This window comes from Pseudomonas palleroniana (genome assembly GCF_022836895.1).
Classification (GTDB): domain Bacteria; phylum Pseudomonadota; class Gammaproteobacteria; order Pseudomonadales; family Pseudomonadaceae; genus Aquipseudomonas; species Aquipseudomonas palleroniana.
In genome coordinates this window covers 5,730,304-5,755,953 of record NZ_CP092411.1, presented here as the reverse complement: position 1 = coordinate 5,755,953, position 25,650 = coordinate 5,730,304, and the positions used below count along the sequence as shown (strand labels likewise).

The following is a 25,650-nucleotide window of genomic DNA, read 5'->3' as shown; positions in this document are numbered from 1 at the left end:
CTGCAAAAGCCGATGGGGATGGCGGCTTGATCTCCACTCGGCGGTCGAATTGGCGAGAAGCCCACATCCGGTCTAGCGTTTCAACTATTTCATTCTCTCACCGACGGATCAGGAGACGCCCGTGCGTATAACTCAACGTGCCATTCAACTGGTGCTGCTGGGCGCCTTGGGGCTGTGCGCCACCTGGGCCCTGGCGGATGCAGGCACCCCCCAGTGGAAGGACACCGGGGCGGTGAGCAAGAAAAAGCAGAAGGAGGTCAACTCCGGTGGTTGGCAGCCCCAGGCCCAACCCGCGCCTAAGGAAGATGCGGAAAACCCTTACAACGAAGGCGAGGACAGTGGAACCTACGATGACGGCGATACCTGAGGCACAAGTGGCTTGAACCCTGTAGCGCAACTAGCTTGATCCACAGCGCCGGCCGAACGCTGGCGCACATGATTCACTGACTGGACGGAAATCGACCATGACTATCTTTCAACGTTTAGTGCTGATGCTAAAAGTGCTGGTGATGTTGTCCCTGGGCATTTCGTCTGCATGGGCCAATACGGCTGTGCAGAGCCAGGTCCCGGGGTTTGTGGCGGCCAATACGGTGCAAACCGGCGGTTTGCAGCTGGCCAAGAGTGAATCTGAACCCGGTGATGAAGACCAGGGCGGCTCCAAGGATGACGACGACCAGCAAGCCCCGCCCGATGACAGCGACGACAGCGACGGTGACAGCGATACCTGAGTCGACCTGAAAAAAAGCCCCACCTGCCAGACTGATGCGCAATCTGACGGGCGGGGCGGTAGAGCGCCTGCAATGCCCTGGGCCAAATCGCCCAGGGCATTTTTATTACGTGGTCAGGCGACGAACTGCTCCGCGTAGTGGCACGCCACCTGGCGGTTATCCAAGGCGCGCAACTGCGGTTCCTCGCTGCTGCAACGTGCGGTCGCATACGGGCAGCGCTTGTGGAAGGCGCAGCCAGGCGGCGGGTTCAGCGGGTTGGGCAGCTCGCCGACGATCTTGATCTTCGGCTTGTTCGGGTCCGGGTGGATGGTCGGGGTGGCCGACAGCAGCGCCTGGGTGTAGGGGTGCAGTGGGCGCGCGTAGATGTCGGCCTTGGGGCCCACTTCCACCGGGCGGCCGAGGTACATCACCATCACGTCGTCGGCGACGTGCTGCACCACCGCCAGGTTGTGGGAGATGAACACGTACGCGGTGTTGAACTCCTGCTGCAGGTCCATGAACAGGTTGAGCACCTGCGCCTGGATCGACACGTCCAGTGCGGAAGTCGGTTCATCCGCCACCAGCACTTTGGGTTGCAGCATCATTGCCCGGGCCAGGGCGATACGTTGGCGCTGGCCACCGGAGAACATGTGCGGATAGCGTTGATAATGCTCAGGGCGCAGGCCCACTTGCTTCATCATCGCCTGCACTTTCTCACGGCGCTCGGCGGCCGACAGGTTGGTGTTGATCAGCAATGGCTCGGCCAGTTGATCGCCGACTTTCTGGCGTGGGTTCAACGAGGCGTACGGGCTCTGGAAGACCATCTGCACGTCTTTGCGCAGTTGCTTGCGCTGGGCCTTGTCGGCGCCCGCCACTTCCTGGCCGGCGATTTTCAGCGAGCCTGAAGACGGCTCTTCAATCAGTGTCAGCGCACGCGCCAGGGTGGATTTGCCGCAACCCGACTCGCCTACCACGGCGAGGGTCTTGCCGGCTTCCAGCTCGAAGGACACGCCATTGAGGGCGCGCACTGTAGCGTGGCCCTTGAACAGGCCGCGGGACACTTCGTAGTGACGGGTCAGGTCGCGGGCAGTAAGAACGACGGCCATTACGCCACCTCCTGGTTCAGCGGGTAGAAGCAGCGGGCGAGGCTGTGGCTTTTCGGGTCAAGGCCTGGGCGCTGGGCACGGCAGGAGTCCTGCACGTACGGGCAGCGCGGCGACAGCAGGCAACCCTGCGGGCGGTCATAGCGGCCGGGCACGATACCCGGCAGCGTGGCCAGGCGCGTGGCGCCCAGGCTGTGCTCGGGGATCGCCTTGAGCAGCGCTTCGCTGTAGGGATGCGCCGGAATATCGAACAACTGCGGCACCTGGCCGACTTCGACCGCTTGGCCGGCGTACATCACGCACACGCGCTGGGCGGTTTCAGCCACCACCGCCAAGTCGTGGGTGATCAGCACCAGGCCCATGTTCTGCTCTTTTTGCAGGGCCAGCAGCAGGTCCATGATCTGCGCCTGGATAGTCACATCCAGTGCGGTGGTCGGTTCGTCGGCGATCAGCAGCTTGGGTTCGCCGGCGATCGCCATGGCGATTGCCACACGCTGGCTCATGCCGCCGGACAGTTGGTGCGGGTAGGCATCCATGCGGCTGGCGGCGCCTGGAATTTCCACTTTTTGCAGCAACTCGATAGCCCGTTTGCGCGCTTGCTTGCCGGACATCTTCAGGTGCAGGCGCAACACTTCTTCAATCTGGAAACCCACGGTGTAGCTGGGGTTCAGCGCGGTCATCGGGTCCTGGAAGACCATGGCCAGGTCCTTGCCGACGATCTGGCGACGCTGACGGTTGCTCAGCTTGAGCATGTCCTTGCCGTCAAAGGTCAGCGCGTCGGCGGTCACGATGCCCGGGTGCTCGATCAGCCCCATCAGCGCCATCATGGTCACGGATTTACCCGAGCCCGACTCGCCAACGATCGCCAGTACTTCGCCTTTGTCGACCTTGAGGTCGAGGCCATCGACCACCGGTACGGCGGTCTTGTCGCCGAAGCGGACGTTGAGATTCTTGATTTCTAACAGTGACATGGGAATCTCCTCAGGCGGCGTTCTTGAGTTTCGGGTCCAGCGCATCGCGCAGGCCGTCGCCCATCAGGTTGATTGCCAGCACGCTGAGCAAAATGGTCAAACCCGGCAGGCTCACGACCCACCAGGCACGTTCGATGTAGTCGCGCGCCGAGGCCAGCATGGTGCCCCACTCCGGGGTTGGCGGTTGTACGCCAAGGCCGAGGAAGCCCAGGGCTGCGGCATCGAGGATCGCAGAGGAGAAACTCAGCGTGGCCTGTACGATCAGCGGCGCCATGCAGTTAGGCAGCACCGTGATGAACATCAGGCGTGGCAGGCCGGCACCGGCCAGGCGGGCGGCGGTCACGTAGTCGCGGTTCAGTTCGCCCATCACCGCTGCGCGGGTCAGGCGCACGTAGGACGGCAGCGATACGATGGCGATAGCGATGACGGTGTTGATCAGGCCAGGGCCGAGGATCGCGACAATGGCAACGGCCAGCAGCAGCGATGGCAGGGCCAGCATGATGTCCATCAGACGCATGATGGTCGGGCCGAGCACGCGCGGGAAGAACCCGGCGAACAGACCCAGCAGGATGCCCGGGATCAGCGACATCACCACCGACGACAAGCCGATCAGCAGCGACAGGCGCGAGCCCTGGATCAGGCGCGAGAGCAAGTCACGGCCCAGTTCGTCGGTGCCGAGCAGGAACTGCATCTGGCCGCCTTCCAGCCAGGCCGGCGGGGTCAGCAGGAAGTCGCGGTATTGCTCGCTCGGGTTATGCGGCGCCACCCACGGCGCGAAGATCGCGCAGAACACGATCAGCAACATGAACAGCAGGCCGGCAACCGCGCCTTTGTTCTTGGAGAAGGCTTGCCAGAATTCTTTGTACGGCGATGGGTACAGCAGGCTTTGATCGACTGCTGACACTTGAGTAGGTGTGGTCATGGTCATGATCTCAGCGCTGGTGACGGATGCGTGGGTTGGCGAAGCCGTAGAGGATATCCACCACGAAGTTCACCAGGATCACCAGACAGGCGATCAACAGGATGCCGTTTTGCACCACCGGGTAGTCCCGTGCGCCAATGGCTTCGATCAGCCATTTGCCGATGCCGGGCCACGAGAAGATGGTTTCGGTCAATACCGCACCGGCCAGCAGCGTGCCCACTTGCAGGCCGACCACGGTCAATACCGGGATCAGCGCGTTGCGCAGGCCGTGCACGAAGACCACGCGCGTTGGCGACAGGCCCTTGGCCTTGGCGGTGCGGATATAGTCCTCGCGCAAGACTTCGAGCATGGAGGAGCGGGTCATCCGCGCGATGACCGCCAGCGGGATGGTGCCGAGCACGATGGCCGGCAGGATCAGGTGGTGCAGCGCGTCGAAGAAGGCGTCCGGCTCGTCAGCCAGCAGGGTGTCGATCAGCATGAAGCCGGTGCGCGGCTCGATGTCGTAGAGCAGGTCGATACGCCCGGAAACCGGGGTCCAGCCCAGGCTGACCGAGAAAAACATGATCAGGATCAGGCCCCACCAGAAGATCGGCATCGAATATCCCGCCAGGGAGATGCCCATCACCCCATGGTCGAACAGGGATCCTCGCTTCAAGGCCGCGATCACCCCGGCCAACAGGCCCAGGACACCGGCGAACAGTAGGGCGGCCATGGACAGTTCCAGGGTCGCCGGGAAAAGGGAGGTGAACTCGGTCCACACGCTGGTGCGGGTGCGCAACGATTCGCCGAGGTCGCCCTGGGCAAGCTTGCCCACATAGTCAAAATATTGCGCATACAACGGTTTGTTAAGACCGAGGCGTTCCATTGCCTGTGCATGCATCTCCGGGTCGACGCGCCGCTCGCCCATCATCACTTCGACGGGGTCGCCAGGGATCATGCGAATCAACGCAAATGTCAGCAACGTGATGCCGAAAAACGTGGGGATCAATAACCCCAGTCGGCGGGCAATAAAACTAAACATCTTGGTGTGTACCTCAATCAGCCGGTTAGGCAGGTCCGGCGCCGTCGATGTCGACGGCACCGAGCGTTTTTCTTATTACTTCACCTGGGTAGTGGCGAAGTTATTGGTCGTCAGAGGGCTTTGGGTATAACCCTCGACGTTCTTGCGCATGGCGGTGAACATTTTCGGATAGGCCATGGGGATCCACGGTTGGTCTTTCTCGAAAACATCCATTGCTTGTTCATAGAGTGCCGCGCGCTGGGTCGGTTCAGCATTGGCACGGGCCTTGTCGATCAAGTCCTGGAACTCTTTGTTGCACCAACGCGCGTAGTTTTCGCCGTTTTTGGCGGCGTCGCAACTCAGGTTCGGGGTGAGGAAGTTATCCGGGTCCCCGTTATCCCCCGCCCAGCCGGCCGACACCATGTCGTGCTCGCCGGCTTTGGCGCGCTTGAGCATTTCGCCCCATTCCATGACCTTGATATTGACCTTCAGGCCGATCTGGGCCAGATCCGCTTGCATGCGCTGGGCGCCGAGCAGCGGGTTAGGGTTGGTCGGGCCGCCGCCGTTACGGGTGAACAGGGTGAATTCGGTACCTTCCGGCACGCCGGCTTCCTTGAGCAGGGCGCGGGCCTTGTCGAGGTCGCGTGGCGGGTTCTTCAACTTATCGTTGAAACCCAGCAAGGTCGGCGGATACGGGCCGGTGGCGTCGACGGCATTGCCTTTGCCATACAGCGATTCGTTGTAGCCTTTCTTGTCGAACGCGATGTTGATCGCGTGGCGCACCCGCGCATCGCTCATGTACTTGTGCGTGGTGTTCATGGCGGTGTACGCGGTGGTCATCGCCGCCAGTTCATCGACTTTCAGGTTCGGGTCTTTCTTGATGCTCGGGATATCGTCGGGCTTGGGATACAGCGCGACCTGGCATTCGTTGGCCTTGAGTTTCTGCAGGCGCACGTTGTTGTCGGTGGTGATTGCCAGAATCAGCGGATCAGCCGGCGGCTTGCCACGGAAGTACTCCGGGTTGGCCTTGAAGCGCACCTGGGCGTCCTTGGCATAGCGCGTGAAGATGAACGGCCCGGTGCCGATCGGCTTGGCGTTCAGGTCATCGGTCTTGCCGGACTTGAGCAACTGGTCGGCATATTCGGCGGAGTGAATCGAGGAAAACCCCATGGCCAGGTCGGACAGGAACGGTGCCTCAGGACGGGTCAGGGTAAAGACGACGGTGTGGTCGTCGGTCTTCTCTACGCTCTTGAGCAGTTCCTTGAAGCCCATGCTTTCGAAGTATGGGTAGCCCACAGCGGACTTGTTGTGCCAAGGATGATTCGGGTCCAGCTGGCGCTGGAAGCTCCAAAGTACGTCGTCGGCGTTCAGGTTGCGCGTGGGTTTGAAATAGTCGGTGGTGTGGAACTTGACGTCGTCACGCAGGTGAAAGGTGTAGGTCAGGCCATCGGCACTGATTTCCGGCAGGGCCTTGGCCAGTGCAGGAACCACTTCGGTGGTGCCGGGCTTGAAGTCCACCAGGCGGTTGAACATAGTTTCCGCAGCGGCGTCGAGGGTTACGGCGGTGGTGTACAACACCGGGTCAAAACCTTCCGGGCTGGCTTCGGTGCAGACCACCAGCGGTTTGGCCGAAACGCCGATCGCCACGCTCAGCAGCGCGGCGGCCATGGCGGCTTGTAACGGGAGCATTTTCATTCAGAACCCTCTGCAATCGATGGAGCCAGACAAGCGTAGACGGCAGGCTCGTCCTGAGCCCGCCGTGTACCTGGCGCTAATTAAAGAATATTGAACGGGATGGTGGTAACCAGGCGGAATTCACGGATGTTGCCGTCAGCCTGGTTTTCACTGGCGCGGTGGGTCACGTAGGTGCCACGAATGGTGGTTGCCTTGAGTGAGCCGCTCTGGATCGCGTAGGAAGCGCCCACGCCATATTCCTGGTGGGTTTCGCCGTCCATCAGGCGCAGGTCGCTGCGACGTACGCCCGATTCACCGTAAGCGGTGCCGGTGTAGTGAGTACCGTCGATGCCCCAGCCGCGAGCCGAGTAGACGTTGAACTTCAGGCCCGGCACGCCGTATTCAGCCATGTTGAGGCCATAGGCGATCTGGAAGGACTTCTCGTTCGGTCCGTTGAAGTCGGACGTCAGGGAGTTGGCCAGGTAGATGCCGTTGGTTTCGTGCAGGTAGTCGAAGTATTCGTCACCGTTGATGGCCTGGTAGGCGAAGGTCAGGCTGTGGGCTTGGTGAGTCAGGCCCAGAGACAACGAGTAGGTGTCGTTGTCGATCTTGCCCATCTTCTTGCTGCCGGTATCGGTGGTTTTATAGTAGTTCAGGCCGGTGGTCAGGCCCAGGACACTGCTGTCGCCCAGCTCGTGAGTCGCGCCGACATAGTACTGGTTCCAGAAGTCCTCGACGTTAGCCGCGAATACGCTGGTTTTCAGGCTCTTGAACGGCTGGTAGTTGAAGCCCAGGGTTTTCACCTTGTCGGTGGTCTGGCCGTTACCGTACTCGGAACGGAACTTCGACAGGCTTTGTTCGGTACGTGGCGACACGCGATCAAAAACACCGCCCTGGAACGACAGGTTGCTGAATTCCTGGCTGTCGATCGAAATACCTTCAAAGCTCGAAGGCAGCGCACGGTTGCCGATGGTGTCGACGATGCCGCTGCTGAAGTTCTGGCGACCGGCGGTCAGTGTGGTGTTCGAAGCACGGAACTTGACGTTGGCCAGGCCCAGTTTGCTCCACTGGTCAACGGCGTCGCCGTTGGAGTCGGCCAGCGTGCGGTTGGAACCACCCTTGATGTCGCGCTTGCTGCGATCCAGAACCAGAGCGTTGTAGACGGCAACTTCGGTGCTCACGCCGATGGTGCCCTGGGTAAAGCCCGAGGTGCCGTTGAGAATGGTGCCCTGTACCCAGTTGGTGCGGTAGGCGTCAGTACGGGTTTCACCATGTTTCTCATAGGAGAATTTACCGCCACGGAATTTGTTTTCGTTGGAAAACCAGTTCCGGGTAGTACCGCCCAGGCTTGCTCCGTCGATAAAGCCCTTGGCCTCGCTTTGGGCGCTGGTGCCGGCCAATGTGGTTGGAACGAAGTCCTGGCTCTGGGTTTCAGCGAAGGCGGTTGCCGTGATGCTGCTGATGGCCAGGGCCAGAAGCGCTTTGCTGCTCAATTTCATGGGTGGAGCTCCTTTGGTTCTCTTTTTATGCCGGTCTTTTTAGGTGAACCGGCTATTGGTGTGTAACTCGTTCAAGCTATTGCAAACGTTTGGCGTAGGAAAAATCCCAACAAAAGGCTGCGCGTTTGCAGCAGAGCCGTTCCCGCTCTGCGCAATCCGGTTATTTATTTTTATGGGGTGAGACTGACGCCCGAGAACACGTTGCGGCCGAAAGGGCTTACCTTGAAGCCTTCGACTTTGGCGCTTAACGGCTGGTTGACCGTCGAGTGGGCGACTGGCGTGATCGGCACCTGCGCTTTAAGCAGTTGCTGCGCCTGTTTGTACAGAACAGTCCTTTGTTCACGGTCGGTGACGACCTTGGCTTGCTTGATCAGCTTGTCGTACGCCGGGTCACACCACATGGAGTAGTTGTTCCCGCCGATGGCGTCGCAGCTGTAGAGGGTGCCCAGCCAGTTGTCCGGGTCACCGTTGTCGCCGGTCCAACCGATCAGGCTGATATCGTGCTCACCGTTCTTGGTGCGCTTGATGTACTCGCCCCACTCGTAGCTGACGATCTTGACCTTGAGGCCGATCTTGGCCCAGTCGCTTTGCAGCATCTCGGCCATCAGCTTGGCATTGGGGTTATACGGCCGTTGTACCGGCATGGCCCACAGGGTGATCTCGGTGCCTTCCTTCACGCCGGCAGCCTTGAGCAATTCCTTGGCTTTTTCCGGGTTGTAGGCGGCGTCCTTGATCGTGTCGTCGTAGGACCACTGAGTCGGCGGCATCGCGTTGACGGCCAGTTGCCCGGCGCCCTGGTACACCGCGTTCAGGATGCTTTGCTTGTTCACCGCCATGTCCAGCGCCTGGCGCACTTCGAGCTGGTCGAAAGGTTTGTGGCGCACGTTGTAGGCGATGTAGCCGAGGTTGAAGCCGGGCTTGGTCAGCAGTTGCAGTTTCGGGTCAGCCTTGAGCGCGTCGACATCGGCCGGGCGCGGGTGCAGGGTCACCTGGCATTCGCCGGCCTTGAGTTTTTGCACGCGTACCGAGGCGTCGGTGTTGATGGCGAAGATCAGTTGGTCGAGCTTGACCCGGCTCGGGTCCCAATACTGTTTGTTCGCCACATAACGGATCTGTGAATCCTTCTGGTAGCGCTGGAACACAAACGGGCCGGTACCGATCGGCTTCTGATTGATATCGCTGGGCTTGCCTTCCTTGAGCAACTGCTCGGCGTATTCGGCCGAAAGGATCGCGGCAAAGCTCATGGCGATGTTCTGCACGAATGCGGCGTCGACCGTGTTCAGGGTCATCACCACGGTATGCGGGTCGGTTTTCTCGACCTTGGCAATGTTCTTGTTCAGGCTCATCCCGTTGAAGTACGGAAACTCGGTAGGGTAGGCCTTGCGAAACGGATGGTCGGGGTCAAGCATGCGGTTGAAGGTGAACAGCACGTCGTCGGCGTTGAAGTCGCGCGTCGGCTTGAACTCCTTGTTGCTGTGGAACTTCACCCCTTCGCGCAGGTGAAAGGTGTAGGTCAGGCCGTCTGGCGAAATATCCCACTTGGTTGCCAGCCCAGGCACCACATTGGTCGCACCCTTTTCGAACTCAACCAGGCGGTTGTACAACGGCTCGGCCGCATCGTTGTCGGTGGCGGTGGTGTATTGCGCGGTGTCAAACCCTGCCGGGCTGCCTTCAGAGCAGAACACCAGGCTCTTCTTGTCGGCGGCTTGGCCCATTGTGGCCACAGCCAGCAGGCTGGTGCCAAAAATTGCGGATAGAACGGTGGTATGGCGCATGACGATCCCGATCCTTGTTTGTAGTTATCAACCAGCGAGCCATTTCCCGGGACTAAGGGAAACCTCACTGATCCCACACGCAGCAAGTACCTTTCTCAGAATGAAGCTGCTGCTGTCCTACGACGTTATGGGTCGCGGATCTTGCAGTAAATGCGTCAAATCTGACTGACCTTGTAGGTAACGGAGCCACGGTTCGCAGTTCATTGCTGTAGGACGGCAATGAGTTCGCTGTGGCCTGTTTCCTAGTGTCTCGGTGGATGCAATAACGGCGACGCCCTGAAGCGTCGCCGTCACAGATCCTTACTTGTCGCTTACGCTGACGCCGTAGAAGGAGTTCAAGCCAAACGGGCTGATCTTGAAGTCCTGCACGGTGTTGCGCATGGGTTGATACACCGTCGAGTGCGCGATAGGTGTCATCGGGACTGCATCTTTGAGGATATGTTGCGCCTGCTTGTACAGCTCGGTGCGTTTGGCGACGTCCGATGTGGCCTTGGCTTCTTTCACGATGCCGTCGAACTTTTTGTCGCACCATTTGGAGAAGTTGTTACCGGACAGCGAGTCGCAGCCGAACAGTACGTTCAGCCAGTTGTCCGGGTCACCATTGTCGCCGCTCCAGCCAATGATCATGGCCTGGTTCTCGCCGCCTTTGGAACGCTTGATGTACTCGCCCCACTCGTAGCTGACGATGTTGACCTTCAGGCCGATCTGTTTCCAGTCGTTCTGCAGCATCTCGGCCATCAGCTTGGCGTTCGGGTTGTACGGACGTTGCACCGGCATGGCCCACAGGGTGATCTCGGTGCCTTCTTTAACGCCGGCTTCCTTGAGCAGTTCCTTGGCTTTGGCAGGATCGTACTTCGCGTCCTTGATCGTGGTGTCGTAGGACCACTGGGTCGGTGGCATGGCGTTGACGGCCAGTTGGCCCGCGCCCTGGTACACGGAGTCGATGATCTGCTGCTTGTTCACCGACATGTCCAGCGCTTCGCGTACACGCAGGTCGGACAGCGGGTTGGGAGCGGTCTGGCCCTTGAGGACCGGCATCACGTTGTAAGCGATGTAACCCAGGTTGAAACCGGCCTGGTGCGGCAGTTTCAGATCCTTGTCCTCGCCCAGCGCCTTGAGGTCGGCCGGACGCGGGAACAGGGTGACCTGGCACTCGTTTTTCTTGAGTTTCTGGATACGCACCGACGGGTCGGTGGTAATGGCGAAGATCAGGTTGTCGATCTTCACGTCTTCCGGTTTCCAGTAGTCCTTGTTGCCGGTGTAGCGGATGTTGGAGTCTTTCTGGTAGCTCTTGAACACGAACGGGCCAGTGCCGATCGGCTTCTGGTTGATGTCGGCGGCCTTGCCTTCCTTCAACAGCTGCGCGGCGTATTCGGCGGACTGGATCGACGCGAAACTCATTGCCAGGTTCTGGATGAAGGCGGCGTCCACGGTGCCAAGGGTGAACTTGACGGTGTGGTCATCGACTTTCTCGATGTTCTTGATGTTGGTGTCCATCCCCATGTCCGTGAAGTACGGGAACTCGGTGGGGTAGGCTTTGCGGAACGGATCGTCCTTGTTGATCATGCGGTTGAACGTGAAGAGCACGTCATCGGCATTGAAGGTACGAGTAGGTTTGAAGTAAGAAGTGGTATGGAACTTCACGCCGTCGCGCAGGTGGAAGGTGTACGTCAGGCCATCCGGGGACACGTCCCAGCTGGTGGCCAACCCAGGAATCACAGCGGTGCCGCCGCGCTCGAACTGGGACAGACGGTTGAACATGGTTTCGGCCGAGGCATCGAAGTCTGTTCCGGTGGTGTACTGGCCCGGGTCAAAACCTGCGGGGCTGCCTTCGGAGCAGAACACCAGGTTAGTCGCCGCTTGGGCGAAAGGGGCTGCGGCCATAAGGCCAGCGCTCACAATTAACGGAATGACTGCGTGTTTAAGCATGTTGGCCTCATGATTTGTTGTCATTTTTGGTGGTGAGGGCGACCTCGTGAGTCGGCCTGCGGATACTTATGCAGGGGCCATACCCAATGCAAGATGCAGAACCGTTGCGAGACTGAAAGTGTGGTACGAACGTACAGGAATGTCGCAAATCTGAAAGTTTCTACATGATTGCGTACATTTAGAGGGTTTTTTCGGTGCAGGGTGCGCACCAAAAATGCCCAACCAAGGCGTCTGGCGCACTTGGTTGGGGCGCAGCTGTTACTTATCCAGGCTGACACCATAGAAAGGCGTGAGGCCAAAGGGGCTGATCTTGAAGTCCCGCACCTCCTTGCGCAGCGGTTGGAAAACCGTCGAGTTTGCAATAGGCGTTATAGGTACTTGTTCCTTAAGAATTTTTTGCGCCTGTTGATACCACTTTATACGCTGCTCACGGTCGTTGCTGACCTTGGCCTGCTGCACGAGTTTGTCGTAGGCAGGGTTACACCATTTGGCGTAGTTACTGCCCTTGACGGCGGCACAACTGTAGAGCACTCCAAGCCAGTTATCAGGGTCGCCGTTGTCGCCGGTCCAGCCATAAATCATCGCGTCGTGTTCGCCGTTTTTGGCGCGCTTGATGTATTCGCCCCACTCATAGCTGACGATATTGGCTTTGATGCCGATTTTTTCCCAATCCTGCTGGATCATCTGGGCGGACATCCGCGCGTTCGGGTTGGAGGCGCGCTGTACGGTCATTGCCCACAGATTGATGGTGGTACCCGGTGCAACCCCTGCTTCTTTTAGTAGCGCCCGAGCCTTGGTCGGATCGTAGGGGGCGTCCTTGATGGTCGGGTCATAAGACCACTGCGCTGGAGGCAGGGCGTTCTGCGCCAATTGTCCGGCGCTCTGGTACACCGCCTTGATGATGGCCGGCTTGTCGATAGCCATATCCAGGGCCTGGCGCACTTTGAGTTGGTCCAATGGCGGGTGGGTCACGTTATATGCCAGGAACCCCAGGTTGAAACCGGCTTGTTGCAGCACGCGCAGGTTGGGGTCCTGCTTCATGACTTCGATATCGGAGGGGCGCGGGTAACCGCTGACCTGGCATTCGCCGGCCTTGAGCTTCTGCAGGCGTGCGGCGGCATCCGGGGTGATGGCAAATATCAGGTTGTCTAGCTTCACGTCCTCGGGCTTCCAATACTGTTTGTTGGCCGCGTAGCGGATCTGCGAGTCTTTCTGATAGCGCTTGAACACAAACGGGCCAGTGCCCACCGGCTTCTGGTTGATGTCGGAGGCGGTGCCTTCCTTTAATAGCTGGGCGGCATACTCGGCCGATTGCACCGAGGCGAAACTCATGGCCAGGTTCTGCACGAACGCTGCATCGACGTTGTTCAGGTTGAAACGCACGGTGTGTTCGTCGAGTTTTTCGACGCTCTTGATCGTGGTGTTCAAGCCCATGTCGGTGAAGTAGGGCGATTCGGACGGATACGCCTTGCGAAATGGACTTTCGGCATCCAGCAGGCGATTGAAGGTGAACAACACATCGTCCGCATTGAAGTCGCGGGTGGGCGTGAAGAAATCGGTGGTGTGGAACTTGACGCCTTCGCGCAGGTGGAAGGTATATGTCAGGCCATCCTTGGACACCTCCCAGCTCGTCGCCAGGCCGGGTTCCACTTCGGTGCCGCCGCGCTTGAATTGCGTGAGGCGGTTGAACACGGTTTCGGCAGAAGCATCGAAATCGGTACCGCTGGTGTATTGGCTGGGGTCGAAACCGGCGGGGCTGGCTTCGGAGCAGTAAACCAGGGTGCTCGCCGCCTGGGCCATGGGCATAAAGGCCAGCAGGCCTGCGGCGAGGAGGAGCGGTTTGAAGGCGATTCTTTGCATAGAGACCCCTGAAATGGCAGGCAAATATAAGCTGCCCAAACGAAAACGGCGCAACCGAGGTTACCGCCGTTGACGTTTGTCAGATAGGGGCTGTTTAGGTGATCACTTCAGTACGAGCGTGAACTCAATGTTGGATGGCGCTTTTTTGTCGATAACGTAGACGTTGGCGGCATCTTGGGTCTCATTGCTTTCGGTGACCGTGAGGGTACGTTTGGTGATGATTTCAACCTCCGGAATTTTATAGCGTTCAGTTTCCGGTTGGCTGATGGCGCTCTTGCCCACGAAATTGACCTTGGCTTGGCGGGGCACGGCGTCATATTCGATGATGATCTCGGTGTCTTTCCCACCCAGGTAAAAGCCGCTGTACAGACCGGTGGCCTCGTCGTTCAAGTACTTTGTAGACGGCGCCAGTGAGCCCTGGTGAGCCACTTCGGAAATGCGCGCCCGCAACTTGGGGTTGGGAATCAGCGCTTCAAATTGACGAAGTTTTTCCGCGGTATTTTCCAGGCCGTCCTGCGCTGTGCTCGTAAGCACCGTGCGGGTTTTAGTCAGGCCGTTCTTGACCACTACGGAGTAATTGAACCGCGCAAGGTCTTTGGTGAACTGTTCTGAATACTCGCTTGAACTGAAATCCGACGGGCCGGCAGCCTCGCTCGCATAGATTTGAAAGTCGTCCTCCGCCAAGTCCCAGGAAATACCAATCTTGGATTTTATGACGCCATTGTCTTCAACGTTACGAATGGAGTATTCGTAAGCCACGTTGTCGTCCATTTGCAGGTATTCATCGATCTGCTCGGCGCCTTCGAGCTTTCGGCCTTCCAGATCAACAAACGCGTCAGAGACTTTCGGCAGGGTCTTGGCCTCTTTTTCCGGTGGTGCAGAGGGTTTGTTCCACGGCCACTTGCCGCCTGGGCCAAGACCACGAGCCCATTCGCCGTCCGCCGTGGCGTGCACGGTCATTACCGGCTTGCCCGTCTCGCGGTTGATGATCTGCACATAATCATGACTCAGCTTGAAGTCGCTTTTGACCTCATACACCCGGCCGACGCCCGTTGTGTCGGTATACCGGATAAACCAGTGGTCCAAGCCTGAAACCTGATCTTTTACCTGGTAGATACCCTTGGCATTGCGCGTGGCGTTTTCGATGAGCTGCTCACCGTTCGCGACCGCGTGTTCGCTGATGTTACCGGCTTGGCTGGGTTGCAGACGGTTGACCGGAACTCGCGGTTGCAGGCTTTCAACCACAGGGGCTTCGCCCGGGGCGGGAGCAATCGGTTGATCTTCCGGCGGCAGGAACGGGTCCTCCACAGAACCGCTGGCCCCGACCGAGAACAACACATTCAGCAAGCCATCAAAGGCTTTGGACGCACCGTCGTTGCGCTCGGCCTCAGTGTCGCCGGAGAGGGCCTTTTCCGTTCCCAGCACGCCCTCGGCCAGGCCCGTGACGGCGGCAAGGGCGGCCACCGGTGCCGCGATGGGGGCGAGTCTGGCCAGTAAGCTGGCAGCTACCGTGATGTCGTTGAGCCAGGTATCGCGAATGACCTCACTGTTGGATTTGATCACCACGTCAGCGTCGCTCGCCATGCGTTCTTTAGCGGCGGTGGCGAGTGTGGAAAACACATCCCCTTCAATCGGTGAATGACCATCGTTGATGGCCGGACCCTTCAACGTGCCGGTCGCCATTTTCTCGAAGATTGTGTCCAGTCCTTCCTTCTTGTCACCCACATGGGTAAGCCAGAGTATGGGCAGCACGCCCCTTATCGTTTTCTCGGCAAAACTTGCCGCATGGTCCTGGCGATAGATCAGCGGAAAGTGAGCGACCAAGGCCTCGCGTTTTTTGGGATCCCTGGTTTGCTCGGTCACCCATTGGTTCAGCTTTTCCAGAGAGTCGAATCTCAGGAAGGCGGGCTGTGCCCCTGGTATGTAGAGGACTTGTCGACCGCCGTCGGCGCTGAAGCGCAGGATATCGCTGGGCATGAACCCGTGAATGTTCAGCGCATGTGCCTGAACGCTACCGTTGGCCGCAGCCTTGGCCTTGAGCAGTTCAACACTGAGCGGTACGTTTTCATCAATTGGCAGGTTGGGTACGGCCCCCATTACCAGGCGGTAATCCTCCCGGGTGAAACGGTGTTCGGGCGCCTGCAGCGCGCGCTCAGCCGGTGGCCAGGCTTGCGCAGCCTTCAACTGTTTGCGGGCCTGGTAGGCGAACTCGCCTTTGATTGCCGTCTCGTAGTCCCCGGTGTGGGCGCTCCAGAAGTTGTCGATCTTTTGCGTCATCCCTGCCTGGAAGTCGGTCTTCCAACTGGCGTGCATGAGTGCGGAGGGAGCCAGGGGAAACTGGTTGTGCGCGCCATATCCACCCTTCGCACTTTGCCCCGGGCCCGCCAGGTACAAGCCGGCCTCCTGATCCAGGCTGCCTGGCACGCCATCGTGTTCGGAGAAGTTTTCAAGCAGCGCATCCGGCAGGCGCAACGATGAGTAAGGTTCTTCGCCTGGGTGCTCCCAGCCTGTGGCGGTGGCTGTCTCGGCGCTCAATGGGGTGTTTGCTGTCTTGAAGCGGTTCAGGTAGATCGTATCGGCATCCACCTGTTTGCCCGTCAATTGGAAGATCAGCGTTTCGGCCCACAGCTTGGCTTGCGCCCGTGTATTGGGCAGGTTGTTGGCGACATCCACGGCCAAACGCTTGAAAGCCAAAGCCTGGGGAGCGCTCGCGTAGTACTGCGCGGCATGCTGTTTATGCACGCCCAGGGCCTGTGCCGAGCGGCTGGCAGCCGGGCGCAGCGGGTCGTCGGGGGCAATCACGTCAAAGGCTTTGTTGTGCTCGAGTCGCCTGATCTGTGTCCTGGCCTCGGTAACGTTTTTAGGCAGGTACTCGCCGTAGAAGTCGGCCACCAGCTTGACTTTCACTTGCAGGGTTTCACCGTCAAAGGTCGGTTGCAGGCTGCTGCCAGGGACGGGGGATACAACCTTCGCAGCCGCCAGCAGCGGGCCTGAAACCTGGCCCCAGCCACTGTTATCGCGGGGCAGGAAGGTTTTCCTAACGCCCTCGACTTCGGCGGACAGGGCTCCGGTTGCGGGGTTGATCGACACGCTCGCGGTGTCGATGTTCTGTTCGCGCATCCAGCCGCTTACGACAGGGTGTTCCAATTGATTGCGATAGTGCTTCAGCCATTGCCCCAGGGCGCTCTGAGGCGAAACGGTGACCAACCCGACTTTTTGCTTGAGGACCTTGCGTTGAACGGCGGCGAGGTAGGCCGCAAGCACTGCCGTTTCGTCGGGGTGCACCGACGCTGGGGCTTGCGCTACTGCCGGCTGAGCCGAGACCTGCGCAGTGGGGGGCCGGGAAATTAGGGGGATAAGAGCAAGGTGAGGGGTGTTCAGGGAGACTGGCATGGGTTCGATTCTCGTCAGTGAAATACAAGCCGGCAATGCGCTCCCTGCGAGCCTTGGCGGTATCTGTGTCGCGAGAACCGATGGTTTGATTCCATCAGGTGTACAGCAGGATATGACGAAACGGGTGTATCCCCTTGCCCAAAAAAAACGGCGCGAACCTGAGGCCGCGCCGTTCTTCTGTCGGAAAACGTTGGTTATTGAAGCACTTCGATGACCCCGTCCGCGCTCATGGTGACCTGGCTCGTGCCGGCTTCGACTTCCGGTGTCGGTGCCGAATCCATCATCGCCGCTTTCATCATCATCCCGCCATTGCGGGCGTACGGTTGCGGGTAACCGTTGGTATTGAAGTTCAGGTTGACGATCTTGTAGCCCTTGCCACCCAGTGCATCGGTGGCCAGTTGCGCACGGGCCTTGAAGGCAGCCACGGCGTCTTTGAGCAGGGCATCTTCGCTGGCCTTGCGCGTGGCATCGGCGATGGCGAAGTCCATGTTTTCCATTTTCAGTGTGTTGAGCAGTTCGCCGGTGAGCTTGGACAGCGCCGGGAAGTCCGCGCTTTCCAGGCGCAGTTCGGCGCGCTCGCGCCAGCCGGTGATCTTCTGGTTCTTGCTGTCGTAGATCGGGTAGCTGTTGCGGCTGCCCTGGCGCAGGGTCACGCCCTTGACTTCGCGGGCCTGGCCCAGGGCGGTGTTCAGGGTCGTGGTGATTTCGGCAGCGAGTTTGGCGGGGTCGCTGTTTTGCGATTCGGTGTAGAGGGTGACGATCATCTTGTCGCGGGCAACCTCCTGGCTGGCCTCGGCGCGCAGGGAAATCTGGTTGTAGTTCAGCCCTTCGGCGGCCACGGCCGGAAGGCTGGCCAGGGTGGCGACACCGAGGGTGATAACAGCTGCACTGCGAGTCAAACGTGACATGTAAATTCCTTGAGAGAGTCGTGTTGGGATACTCGTGTTCGGTATGACTGTAGACGGCGGCGTCGGGTTCTTCGGGTTTACACATTCGCTACAAGTTGGGGAATGGCGACGAACGGTCATTTGCCCGGCCTGCGTCAAAGAGCCACAGATGCCGTGCCGGGCGGTCCGCTTCGTTTATACTCCTGCCGATCCGCCTGCTGCGCTCATCGGGAGAGCTCATGCTCGCCGCCGTAAAACTGACTTCCGCCACCCGCCAGAACCTCTGGCGCCTGACGTTCATTCGTACCTTGGTGCTGGCCGCCCAGGCCGGCTCGGTCGGGCTTGCCTACTGGTTCGACCTGCTGCCGTTGCCGTGGCTGCAATTGGCCGTGACGCTCGGTTTCTCCACGGTGCTGTGTGCGTTCACCGCGATCCGGTTGCGCACCACGTGGCCTGTGACCGAGCTTGAATACGCCCTGCAACTGGCCTGTGACCTGTTTATCCACAGTGTGTTGCTGTATTTCTCCGGCGGGTCCACCAACCCGTTCGTGTCGTATTACCTGGTGCCGCTGACCATTGCCGCCGTGACGTTGCCGTGGCGCTACTCGGTGGTGCTGTCGGGCATTGCGCTGACGCTCTACACCTTGTTGCTGGCACAGTTCTATCCGTTGCAAACCTTCCCCATCGCCCGGGAAAACCTGCAGATCTACGGCATGTGGCTGAGCTTTGCATTGTCCGCCGCGGTCATCACCTTCTTTGCGGCACGCATGGCCGAGGAGCTGCGCCGCCAGGAAGAACTGCGCGCCATTCGTCGTGAAGAGGGGCTGCGTGACCAGCAATTGCTGGCGGTCGCCACCCAGGCGGCCGGTGCGGCTCATGAGCTGGGCACGCCGCTGGCGACCATGAGCGTGCTGCTCAACGAGATGACCCAGGATCACCACGACCCCGCACTGCAAGAAGATCTCGGTGTGCTGCGCGAACAGGTCAAACAGTGCAAGCTGACCTTGCAACAACTGGTGCGCGCTGCCGAAGCCAATCGTCGCATGGCGGTGCAAATGCAGGATGTGACCCAGTGGCTCGACGAGGCTCTGAACCGCTGGCACTTGATGCGCCCCGAAGCCAGTTACCGTTTTCATCTGCTGGGGCAGGGCAGCGTACCGCGCCTGGCGCCACCGCCGGACCTGACCCAGGCGCTGCTCAATCTGTTGAACAATGCGGCCGACGCCTGCCCCGAGGGCTTGGGCGTACAGTTGGATTGGGATGCGGAAAACGTGACCATCAGCATTCGTGACCACGGTGCGGGCGTGCCGCTGGCCATTGCCGAGCAGATCGGCAAACCCTTCTTTACCACCAAGGGCAAAGGTTTCGGCCTGGGCCTGTTTTTGAGCAAGGCCAGCGTGACCCGCGCGGGCGGCTCAGTGAAGCTCTATAGTCATGAGGAAGGTGGCACGCTTACCGAGCTGCGCCTGCCGCGTGTCGCACGAGGAGATATCGATGAGTGACGAGATCCAAGTCGAAGGCGAAGAACTGCCACACCTGTTGCTGGTAGATGACGACGCTACCTTTACCCGCGTCATGGCGCGGGCCATGAGCCGTCGCGGTTTTCGCGTGAGCACCGCCGGTTCCGCCGAGGAGGGCCTGACCATTGCCCAGGCCGACCTGCCGGACTACGCCGCGCTCGACCTGAAAATGGACGGCGATTCCGGCCTGGTGCTGCTGCCCAAGCTGTTGGAACTCGACCCGGAAATGCGCGTGGTGATCCTCACCGGTTATTCCAGCATCGCCACCGCCGTCGAGGCGATCAAGCGCGGCGCCTGCAACTACCTGTGCAAACCGGCGGACGCCGACGACGTGCTGGCGGCCTTGCTCTCCGAGCACGCCGACCTCGACACCCTGGTGCCGGAAAACCCGATGTCGGTGGACCGTTTGCAGTGGGAGCACATCCAACGTGTGCTGACTGAGCACGAAGGCAATATTTCCGCCACTGCCCGCGCCCTGGGCATGCATCGCCGGACCCTGCAGCGCAAATTGCAGAAACGCCCGGTACGGCGCTGAACAAAGTCTGAACAATCTTCTTCAGGCTGCACGGAGCCCTGAACCGATCGTCTAAGATCGGTTCAAACGCCTGTCATTTTTTCCTACCGAGCCTGAACAATGAACCAGAACGCTGAGTATTGCGCGGTCAACGACGCGGTGCGTGGGCATTTTTTTCGCCGAACCTGGGCGATGATCACGCCCTATTGGCGCAGTGAAGAGAAGGGCAAGGCCTGGCTGTTGCTGGCTGCAGTTATCGGCCTGTCGCTGTTCAGCGTGGCCATCTCCGTGTGGATCAACCACTGGTACAAGGATTTCTATAACGCTCTGGAGAAGAAGGACACGGCAGCCTTCTGGCAATTGATCGGCTATTTCGGCGGCATCGCCGCCGTGGCGATTCTTGGCGCGGTGTATCGGCTGTACCTGACTCAGATGCTGACGATCCGCTGGCGTGCCTGGCTGACCGAAAAACACTTCGCACGTTGGCTCGCCGACAAGAACTACTACCAACTGGAGCAGGGCGGTTACACCGATAACCCGGACCAGCGGATTTCCGAAGACCTCAACAATTTCACCTCCAGCACCTTGAGCCTGGGCCTGGGCCTGCTGCGCAACGTGGTCAGCCTGGTGTCGTTCTCGATCATCCTGTGGGGGGTGTCGGGTAGTATCGAAGTGTTCGGCGTCACCATCCCCGGCTACATGTTCTGGTGTGCGCTGCTGTACGCCGCCGTCGGCAGCTGGTTGACGCATCTGATCGGCCGTCGCCTGATCGGCTTGAGCAACCAACAACAACGCCTCGAAGCGGACCTGCGTTTCTCCATGGTGCGCGTGCGCGAGAATGCCGAGAGCATCGCCTTGTACAACGGCGAGCCGAATGAAAATCAACGCTTGAGCGCGCGCTTCGGCAAGGTCTGGCATAACTTCTGGGACATCATGAAAGTGTCCAAGCGCCTGACCTTCTTCACCGCCGGTTACAGCCAGATTGCAATCATCTTCCCGTTTATTGTCGCCGCACCGCGCTACTTCGCCGGCAAAATCGAGCTGGGCGAGCTGATGCAAATCAACTCGGCGTTCGGCAATGTGCAAGAGAACTTCAGTTGGTTTATCAGCGCGTATTCGGAACTGGCGTCGTGGCGCGCCACCAGCGACCGTCTGCTGAGCTTCCACCAGGCGATGAGTGATAACGAGCAACGTACGCCCGCTATCGATGTACGCCCCGAAGGTGAACGCTTGGTGGTGAAGAACCTGGGCATGGACCTGGCCGATGGCCGTCACCTGCTCACTGATGCGGATATGACCGTGGAGCCTGGCCAGCGCGTCATGCTCAGCGGGCGTTCCGGCAGCGGTAAAAGTACGCTGTTGCGGGCCATGGGCCACCTGTGGCCGGCGGGCCACGGCAGCATTCTCCTGCCGGCCGCACGTTACTTGTTCTTGCCGCAAAAGCCCTATCTGCCGATTGGCACGCTCAAGGCCGTACTGAGTTATCCACAGGACGACAGCGTCTACTCGCCAGAACGTTATGCACAGGTGCTGCAAACCTGCCGCTTGCCGCATCTGGTCGACCGCCTTGATGAAGCCAACCACTGGCAGCGCATGCTTTCACCGGGTGAGCAGCAACGCCTGGCCTTTGCCCGCGCCTTGTTGTTCGCCCCGCAATGGCTGTACATGGACGAGGCGACCTCGGCCATGGATGAAGAGGATGAAGCGACGCTTTATCAAGCGCTGATCGATGAACTGCCGGGCCTGAGCATCGTCAGCGTCGGCCACCGCAGCAGCCTCAAGCGATTCCATGGGCGGCATGTGCGGATCGAGGCTGGCCAATTGCGGGAGCAGCAGCCCGCTTAAGGTTATGCGCGGTTCATGTGGGAGGGGCGGTGCGACGATTCGACTTGCTCCCGATAGCGGCATGTCAGTCACCGAATGCACTGACTGACACACTGCAATCGGGAGCAAGCCCCCTCCCACATGAGGGTGATGATAGCCAACAAAAAGCCCGGCTGATCATCGATCAGCCGGGCTTTTTGTGTGCTTGAAAAATGACTTATTTCTTCAAGCCATAATGCTCATCCAGCATGCCGGGAGCGTTCGGCGATTTTGGCGCGTAGTCCCGTGGCGGCTCCTGGTTTTCCCGTGGCGGGGTCAGGCGCTCGCGTGGGGCTTGCGGCGCATCGGAATGCAGCGCGGCCAGCAGACGCTGACGGGTGATGTCGTCGAGGGCCAGGCGGTTGGCGCCATCGGCGAGGTGATCCTGTACTTCCTGGTAGCTCTGGGTGAGCTTCTTGACCAGGGTCGCGGTGCTGTTGAAGTGGGTAACAACCTCGTTCTGATAACTGTCAAAACGTTCCTGAATGTCATCCAACTGACGCTGCGTGCGGTTAGGCGCGGCATTCGGCAGCAGGCGAGCAACCAGGAATCCAATGGCGACACCGGCAACCAGGGCGAGAGTCGGCAACAACCAAACTAAGAGCGAGTGTTCCACGAGTCCTTCCTCTATAAACGGCTTTGCTTTACGTTAACGGCTCGGACCTGCGCTGTATACCGCGATTAAGCTCGCAATGATGCCATGCACAGACTTTTAGCTAGACGAGTCGACCCTTTGAGAGGTCACGGAGTTCATCCTTGCTCATGCGTGAAACCCCCGTTTTGATCGATGGCCCGGCGGGTCAATTGGAAGCCTTGTACCTGGATCACCCCGAGCCACGTGGCCTGGCGCTGATCTGCCACCCCAACCCGGTGCAGGGTGGGACCATGCTCAATAAAGTCGTGTCGACCCTGCAACGCACAGCCCGCGATGCCGGTTTGATTACTTTGCGTTTCAATTACCGGGGTGTCGGTGCCAGTGCGGGCACCCACGACATGAGCACCGGTGAAGTGGATGATGCCGAAGCGGCCGCTGCCTGGCTGCGGGAAAAGCACCCGGACTTGCCGATCACGCTGCTCGGTTTTTCCTTCGGCGGCTATGTGGCCGCCAGCCTCGGTGGGCGCCTGGAAGCCAAGGGCGAAAAGCTGGCGCACTTGTTCATGGTGGCGGCTGCGGTGATGCGCCTGCGCGATACCGACCTGCTGCCGCTGGGCTGTCCGCTGACCCTGATCCAGCCGGAAACCGACGAAGTGGTCGACCCGCAGGTCGTCTATGACTGGTCCGCTGCCCTCAAACGCCCCCATGAGCTGCTGAAAGTGGCAGAATGCGGACACTTTTTTCATGGCAAGCTGACCGATCTCAAGGATCTGGTGCTGCCGCGCCTCTCGAATTGATAGCAGTCTGATAAGCGATTACCCATGACGACTCGTACCCGTATCCTCACCGGCATCACCACCACCGGCACGCCGCACCTGGGCAACTACGCCGGCGCGATCCGTCCGGCGATCCTCGCCAGCCAGGACGCCAATGCCGATTCCTTCTACTTCCTGGCCGACTACCACGCCCTGATCAAATGCGATGACCCGCAACGCATCCAGCGCTCGCGTATGGAAATCGCCGCGACCTGGCTGGCCGGCGGCCTGGATGTGAACCGGGTAACGTTCTACCGCCAGTCCGATATCCCTGAAATCCCCGAACTGACCTGGCTGCTCACCTGCGTCGCCGCCAAGGGCCTGCTCAACCGTGCCCACGCCTACAAGGCCTCGGTGGACAAGAACGTGGAAGCCGGCGAAGACCCGGATGCGGGCATCAGCATGGGCCTGTATAGCTACCCGGTACTGATGGCGGCGGACATCCTGATGTTCAACGCGCACAAGGTGCCGGTCGGCCGCGACCAGATCCAGCACGTGGAAATGGCCCGCGATATCGGCCAGCGCTTCAACCACCTGTTCGGCAACGGCAAAGAGTTCTTCACCATGCCCGAGGCGCTGATCGAAGAGAGCGTCGCCACCTTGCCGGGCCTGGATGGCCGCAAGATGTCCAAGAGCTACGACAACACCATCCCGTTGTTCACCAGCGCCAAGGACATGAAGGATGCGATCTCGCGCATCGTCACCGATTCCCGTGCCCCCGGCGAAGCCAAAGACCCGGACAACTCGCACCTGTTCACCCTGTACCAGGCGTTCGCCAGCAAGGCGCAGGAAGAAGAGTTCCGCGCTGAATTGCTGCAAGGGCTGGGCTGGGGCGAGGCGAAGAACCGTCTGTTCCAACTGCTGGATGGCCAGCTGGACGAAGCCCGTGAGCGTTACCATCAATTGATGTCGCGCCCGTCCGACATGGAAGACCTGCTGCTGATCGGCGCCAAGAAAGCCCGTGCCGTGGCGGCGCCATTCCTGGCTGAGTTGCGTGAAGCGGTGGGCCTGCGTTCGTTCGTCAATCAAGCGGCAGCGCCGGTGGCGGCCAAGAAGAAAGCTGCTAAAGCCGCGCGCTTCGTGAGCTTCCGTGAAGATGATGGTAGCTTCCGCTTCCGCCTGCTGGCCGCCGATGGCGAGCAACTGCTGCTGTCGCGCAACTTTGCCGACGGTAAAGCCGCTGGCGCGGTGACCAAGCAACTGCAAAGTGGCGACGCCCTGGACGTGCGCACCGAAGCCCTGGGTTTCAGCGTCTGGCTGGACGGCGTGGCCGTGGCCGACAGCGCCGAGTTCGCCGACGAACAGTCGCGCGATGCGGCCATCGCGGCCTTGCGCGTCGCGCTGACCCCCCTCGAGGATTAACCCGACCAAGGGTTGATTGCCATTATCCGGGGCCGTCGCTACAGTGACGGCCCGTTTTTGTTGCCTTGCTAACGAAATTATGACGCCCCTAGAACGATATCAAGCTGATCTGAAGCGCCCTGAATTCTTCCATGACGCAGCCCAGGAAACCGCGGTGCGTCATTTGCAGCGCCTGTACGACGACCTGCTCGCGGCCTCGCAAAGCAAGCCAGGGATGCTCAGCAAGCTGTTTGGCAAAAAAGACCGCACGCCGGTCAAGGGCCTGTACTTCTGGGGCGGCGTCGGCCGGGGCAAGACCTACCTGGTCGACACCTTCTTCGAAGCGCTACCGTTCAAGGAAAAGGTCCGTACCCACTTCCACCGCTTCATGAAGCGCGTGCACGAAGAGATGAAGACCCTGCCGGGCGAGAAGAACCCGCTGACCATCATCGCCAAGCGCTTCTCCGAAGAAGCGCGGGTGATCTGTTTCGATGAGTTCTTCGTCTCCGACATCACCGACGCCATGATCCTCGGCACCCTGATGGAAGAGTTGTTCAAGAACGGCGTGACCCTGGTCGCCACTTCGAACATCGTGCCCGACGGCCTGTACAAGGACGGCCTGCAACGTGCGCGCTTCCTGCCGGCCATCGCGCTGATCAAGCAGAACACCGAGATCGTCAACGTTGACAGTGGCGTCGACTACCGCCTGCGTCACCTTGAGCAAGCTGAGCTGTACCACTTCCCGCTGAACGAAGCGGCCCACGAGAGCCTGAAAAAGAGCTTCCGTGCGCTGACGCCGGAATGCACCCAGGCGGTGGAAAACGACAAGCTGATGATCGAGAACCGCGAAATCATCGCGCTGCGCACGTGCGATGACGTGGCCTGGTTCGACTTCCGCGCACTCTGCGATGGCCCGCGCAGCCAGAACGACTACATCGAGCTGGGCAAGATTTTCCATGCGGTGATCTTGAGTGGCGTGGAGCAGATGAGCGTCACCACCGACGACATCGCGCGGCGCTTTATCAACATGGTCGACGAGTTCTACGACCGTAACGTCAAGCTGATCATTTCGGCTGAGGTCGAGCTCAAGGACCTGTATACCGGTGGCCGCTTGAACTTCGAATTCCAGCGTACCTTGAGCCGCCTGCTGGAAATGCAGTCCCACGAATTCCTGTCGCGCGGACACAAACCTTAAGAACGCTATACACACACACAAACTGTGGGAGGGGGCTTGCTCCCGATAGCGGTGTATCAGTCAATCTATACAGTGACTGGCACCCAG

The 25,650-nt window shown here is 59.8% G+C and carries 21 protein-coding genes; 9 read left to right on the top strand and 12 right to left on the bottom strand.

Features of this window, described 5'->3' with window-relative positions:
• Positions 1-121: 121 nt before the first annotated feature.
• Both MJP36_RS25885 and MJP36_RS25880 read left to right on the top strand, forming a co-directional pair.
• Entirely contained in the window at positions 122-367 is a 246-nt protein-coding gene (locus MJP36_RS25885; protein WP_060754892.1) for a hypothetical protein, read from the top strand.
• Positions 368-464: 97 nt separating this feature from the next.
• The gene (locus tag MJP36_RS25880; protein ID WP_060754893.1) at positions 465-728 is read left to right on the top strand and encodes a hypothetical protein; all 264 of its coding nucleotides are present in this window, start codon (positions 465-467) and stop codon (positions 726-728) included.
• 113 nt (positions 729-841) lie between these two features.
• Here the strand turns inward: MJP36_RS25880 and MJP36_RS25875 are convergent, their stop codons facing one another.
• The 10 genes from MJP36_RS25875 to MJP36_RS25830 all read right to left on the bottom strand — a co-directional run bounded on the left by MJP36_RS25875 (position 842) and on the right by MJP36_RS25830 (position 16,704).
• The gene (locus tag MJP36_RS25875) at positions 842-1,813 is read right to left on the bottom strand and encodes a peptide ABC transporter ATP-binding protein (RefSeq protein WP_090366801.1); all 972 of its coding nucleotides are present in this window, start codon (positions 1,811-1,813) and stop codon (positions 842-844) included.
• A complete protein-coding gene (locus tag MJP36_RS25870; protein ID WP_060754895.1) occupies positions 1,813-2,781 on the bottom strand; it encodes an ABC transporter ATP-binding protein in 969 nt (322 codons plus the stop codon). The genes MJP36_RS25875 and MJP36_RS25870 overlap by 1 nt, the downstream gene beginning before the upstream one ends.
• A 10-nt stretch (positions 2,782-2,791) precedes the next feature.
• Complete coding sequence (locus MJP36_RS25865) at positions 2,792-3,703, bottom strand: ABC transporter permease subunit (protein ID WP_060754896.1); 912 nt, start codon at positions 3,701-3,703, stop codon at positions 2,792-2,794.
• A gap of 10 nt (positions 3,704-3,713) precedes the next feature.
• Entirely contained in the window at positions 3,714-4,724 is a 1,011-nt protein-coding gene (locus MJP36_RS25860) for an ABC transporter permease subunit (RefSeq protein ID WP_060754897.1), read from the bottom strand.
• 75 nt (positions 4,725-4,799) lie between these two features.
• Positions 4,800-6,398, bottom strand: coding sequence for an ABC transporter substrate-binding protein (locus MJP36_RS25855; protein ID WP_244384356.1), 1,599 nt, complete (start codon positions 6,396-6,398; stop codon positions 4,800-4,802).
• Between the two features lie 80 nt (positions 6,399-6,478).
• Positions 6,479-7,876, bottom strand: a complete 1,398-nt coding sequence (locus MJP36_RS25850) for an OprD family outer membrane porin (RefSeq protein WP_060754899.1) — start codon at positions 7,874-7,876, stop codon at positions 6,479-6,481.
• 170 nt (positions 7,877-8,046) lie between these two features.
• A complete protein-coding gene (locus MJP36_RS25845; protein WP_425226354.1) occupies positions 8,047-9,591 on the bottom strand; it encodes an ABC transporter substrate-binding protein in 1,545 nt (514 codons plus the stop codon).
• 360 nt (positions 9,592-9,951) lie between these two features.
• Positions 9,952-11,580: an ABC transporter substrate-binding protein gene (locus tag MJP36_RS25840; RefSeq protein WP_244384353.1), complete on the bottom strand. Its 1,629-nt coding sequence runs from the start codon at positions 11,578-11,580 to the stop codon at positions 9,952-9,954.
• 258 nt (positions 11,581-11,838) lie between these two features.
• Positions 11,839-13,440: an ABC transporter substrate-binding protein gene (locus MJP36_RS25835; protein WP_244384349.1), complete on the bottom strand. Its 1,602-nt coding sequence runs from the start codon at positions 13,438-13,440 to the stop codon at positions 11,839-11,841.
• A 102-nt stretch (positions 13,441-13,542) separates the two neighbouring features.
• Positions 13,543-16,704: a dermonecrotic toxin domain-containing protein gene (locus MJP36_RS25830; protein WP_244384347.1), complete on the bottom strand. Its 3,162-nt coding sequence runs from the start codon at positions 16,702-16,704 to the stop codon at positions 13,543-13,545.
• Positions 16,705-16,831: 127 nt separating this feature from the next.
• Between MJP36_RS25830 and MJP36_RS25825 the strand changes: the two genes are divergently transcribed.
• Entirely contained in the window at positions 16,832-17,047 is a 216-nt protein-coding gene (locus MJP36_RS25825; protein WP_198761562.1) for a hypothetical protein, read from the top strand.
• Here the strand turns inward: MJP36_RS25825 and MJP36_RS25820 are convergent.
• The gene (locus MJP36_RS25820; RefSeq protein WP_060754904.1) at positions 17,028-17,741 is read right to left on the bottom strand and encodes an SIMPL domain-containing protein; all 714 of its coding nucleotides are present in this window, start codon (positions 17,739-17,741) and stop codon (positions 17,028-17,030) included. The genes MJP36_RS25825 and MJP36_RS25820 overlap by 20 nt on opposite strands.
• A gap of 218 nt (positions 17,742-17,959) precedes the next feature.
• Between MJP36_RS25820 and MJP36_RS25815 the strand changes: the two genes are divergently transcribed.
• The 3 genes from MJP36_RS25815 to MJP36_RS25805 all read left to right on the top strand — a co-directional run bounded on the left by MJP36_RS25815 (position 17,960) and on the right by MJP36_RS25805 (position 21,599).
• Positions 17,960-19,222, top strand: coding sequence for an ATP-binding protein (locus MJP36_RS25815; protein WP_090366785.1), 1,263 nt, complete (start codon positions 17,960-17,962; stop codon positions 19,220-19,222).
• Positions 19,215-19,775, top strand: coding sequence for a response regulator transcription factor (locus MJP36_RS25810; protein WP_003171731.1), 561 nt, complete (start codon positions 19,215-19,217; stop codon positions 19,773-19,775). The genes MJP36_RS25815 and MJP36_RS25810 overlap by 8 nt, the downstream gene beginning before the upstream one ends.
• Positions 19,776-19,874: 99 nt before the next feature.
• Positions 19,875-21,599 carry an ABC transporter ATP-binding protein/permease gene (locus MJP36_RS25805; RefSeq protein WP_244384344.1) on the top strand — a complete coding sequence of 575 codons (1,725 nt, stop codon included), beginning with the start codon at positions 19,875-19,877 and terminating at the stop codon, positions 21,597-21,599.
• 196 nt (positions 21,600-21,795) lie between these two features.
• On the opposite strand, the gene MJP36_RS25800 is transcribed toward MJP36_RS25805, so the two are convergent.
• A complete protein-coding gene (locus tag MJP36_RS25800) occupies positions 21,796-22,233 on the bottom strand; it encodes a Z-ring associated ZapG family protein (RefSeq protein WP_060754907.1) in 438 nt (145 codons plus the stop codon).
• Between the two features lie 146 nt (positions 22,234-22,379).
• Here MJP36_RS25800 and MJP36_RS25795 point away from each other — a divergent pair, with 146 nt between their 5' ends.
• From MJP36_RS25795 to zapE, 3 genes are all read left to right on the top strand, one after another.
• A complete protein-coding gene (locus tag MJP36_RS25795) occupies positions 22,380-23,009 on the top strand; it encodes an alpha/beta hydrolase (protein ID WP_060754908.1) in 630 nt (209 codons plus the stop codon).
• 24 nt (positions 23,010-23,033) lie between these two features.
• Entirely contained in the window at positions 23,034-24,389 is a 1,356-nt protein-coding gene (locus MJP36_RS25790; RefSeq protein ID WP_244384340.1) for a tryptophan--tRNA ligase, read from the top strand.
• A 79-nt stretch (positions 24,390-24,468) separates the two neighbouring features.
• Positions 24,469-25,563, top strand: a complete 1,095-nt coding sequence (gene zapE / locus MJP36_RS25785) for a cell division protein ZapE (RefSeq protein WP_060754910.1) — start codon at positions 24,469-24,471, stop codon at positions 25,561-25,563.
• Positions 25,564-25,650: the final 87 nt, after the last annotated feature.

Excerpts from the sequence above, each read along its gene's own strand:
- MJP36_RS25880 (WP_060754893.1), top strand. The coding sequence starts at position 465 with ATGACTATCTTTCAACGTTTAGTGCTGATGCTAAAAGTGCTGGTGATG.
- MJP36_RS25875 (WP_090366801.1), bottom strand. The coding sequence starts at position 1,813 with ATGGCCGTCGTTCTTACTGCCCGCGACCTGACCCGTCACTACGAAGTG.
- MJP36_RS25870 (WP_060754895.1), bottom strand. The coding sequence starts at position 2,781 with ATGTCACTGTTAGAAATCAAGAATCTCAACGTCCGCTTCGGCGACAAG.
- MJP36_RS25865 (WP_060754896.1), bottom strand. The coding sequence starts at position 3,703 with ATGACCACACCTACTCAAGTGTCAGCAGTCGATCAAAGCCTGCTGTAC.
- MJP36_RS25860 (WP_060754897.1), bottom strand. The coding sequence starts at position 4,724 with ATGTTTAGTTTTATTGCCCGCCGACTGGGGTTATTGATCCCCACGTTT.
- MJP36_RS25855 (WP_244384356.1), bottom strand. The coding sequence starts at position 6,398 with ATGAAAATGCTCCCGTTACAAGCCGCCATGGCCGCCGCGCTGCTGAGC.
- MJP36_RS25850 (WP_060754899.1), bottom strand. The coding sequence starts at position 7,876 with ATGAAATTGAGCAGCAAAGCGCTTCTGGCCCTGGCCATCAGCAGCATC.
- MJP36_RS25845 (WP_425226354.1), bottom strand. The coding sequence starts at position 9,591 with ATGGGCCAAGCCGCCGACAAGAAGAGCCTGGTGTTCTGCTCTGAAGGC.
- MJP36_RS25840 (WP_244384353.1), bottom strand. The coding sequence starts at position 11,580 with ATGCTTAAACACGCAGTCATTCCGTTAATTGTGAGCGCTGGCCTTATG.
- MJP36_RS25835 (WP_244384349.1), bottom strand. The coding sequence starts at position 13,440 with ATGCAAAGAATCGCCTTCAAACCGCTCCTCCTCGCCGCAGGCCTGCTG.
- MJP36_RS25825 (WP_198761562.1), top strand. The coding sequence starts at position 16,832 with ATGGGTTCGATTCTCGTCAGTGAAATACAAGCCGGCAATGCGCTCCCT.
- MJP36_RS25820 (WP_060754904.1), bottom strand. The coding sequence starts at position 17,741 with ATGTCACGTTTGACTCGCAGTGCAGCTGTTATCACCCTCGGTGTCGCC.
- MJP36_RS25815 (WP_090366785.1), top strand. The coding sequence starts at position 17,960 with ATGCTCGCCGCCGTAAAACTGACTTCCGCCACCCGCCAGAACCTCTGG.
- MJP36_RS25810 (WP_003171731.1), top strand. The coding sequence starts at position 19,215 with ATGAGTGACGAGATCCAAGTCGAAGGCGAAGAACTGCCACACCTGTTG.
- MJP36_RS25805 (WP_244384344.1), top strand. The coding sequence starts at position 19,875 with ATGAACCAGAACGCTGAGTATTGCGCGGTCAACGACGCGGTGCGTGGG.
- MJP36_RS25795 (WP_060754908.1), top strand. The coding sequence starts at position 22,380 with ATGCGTGAAACCCCCGTTTTGATCGATGGCCCGGCGGGTCAATTGGAA.
- MJP36_RS25790 (WP_244384340.1), top strand. The coding sequence starts at position 23,034 with ATGACGACTCGTACCCGTATCCTCACCGGCATCACCACCACCGGCACG.
- zapE (WP_060754910.1), top strand. The coding sequence starts at position 24,469 with ATGACGCCCCTAGAACGATATCAAGCTGATCTGAAGCGCCCTGAATTC.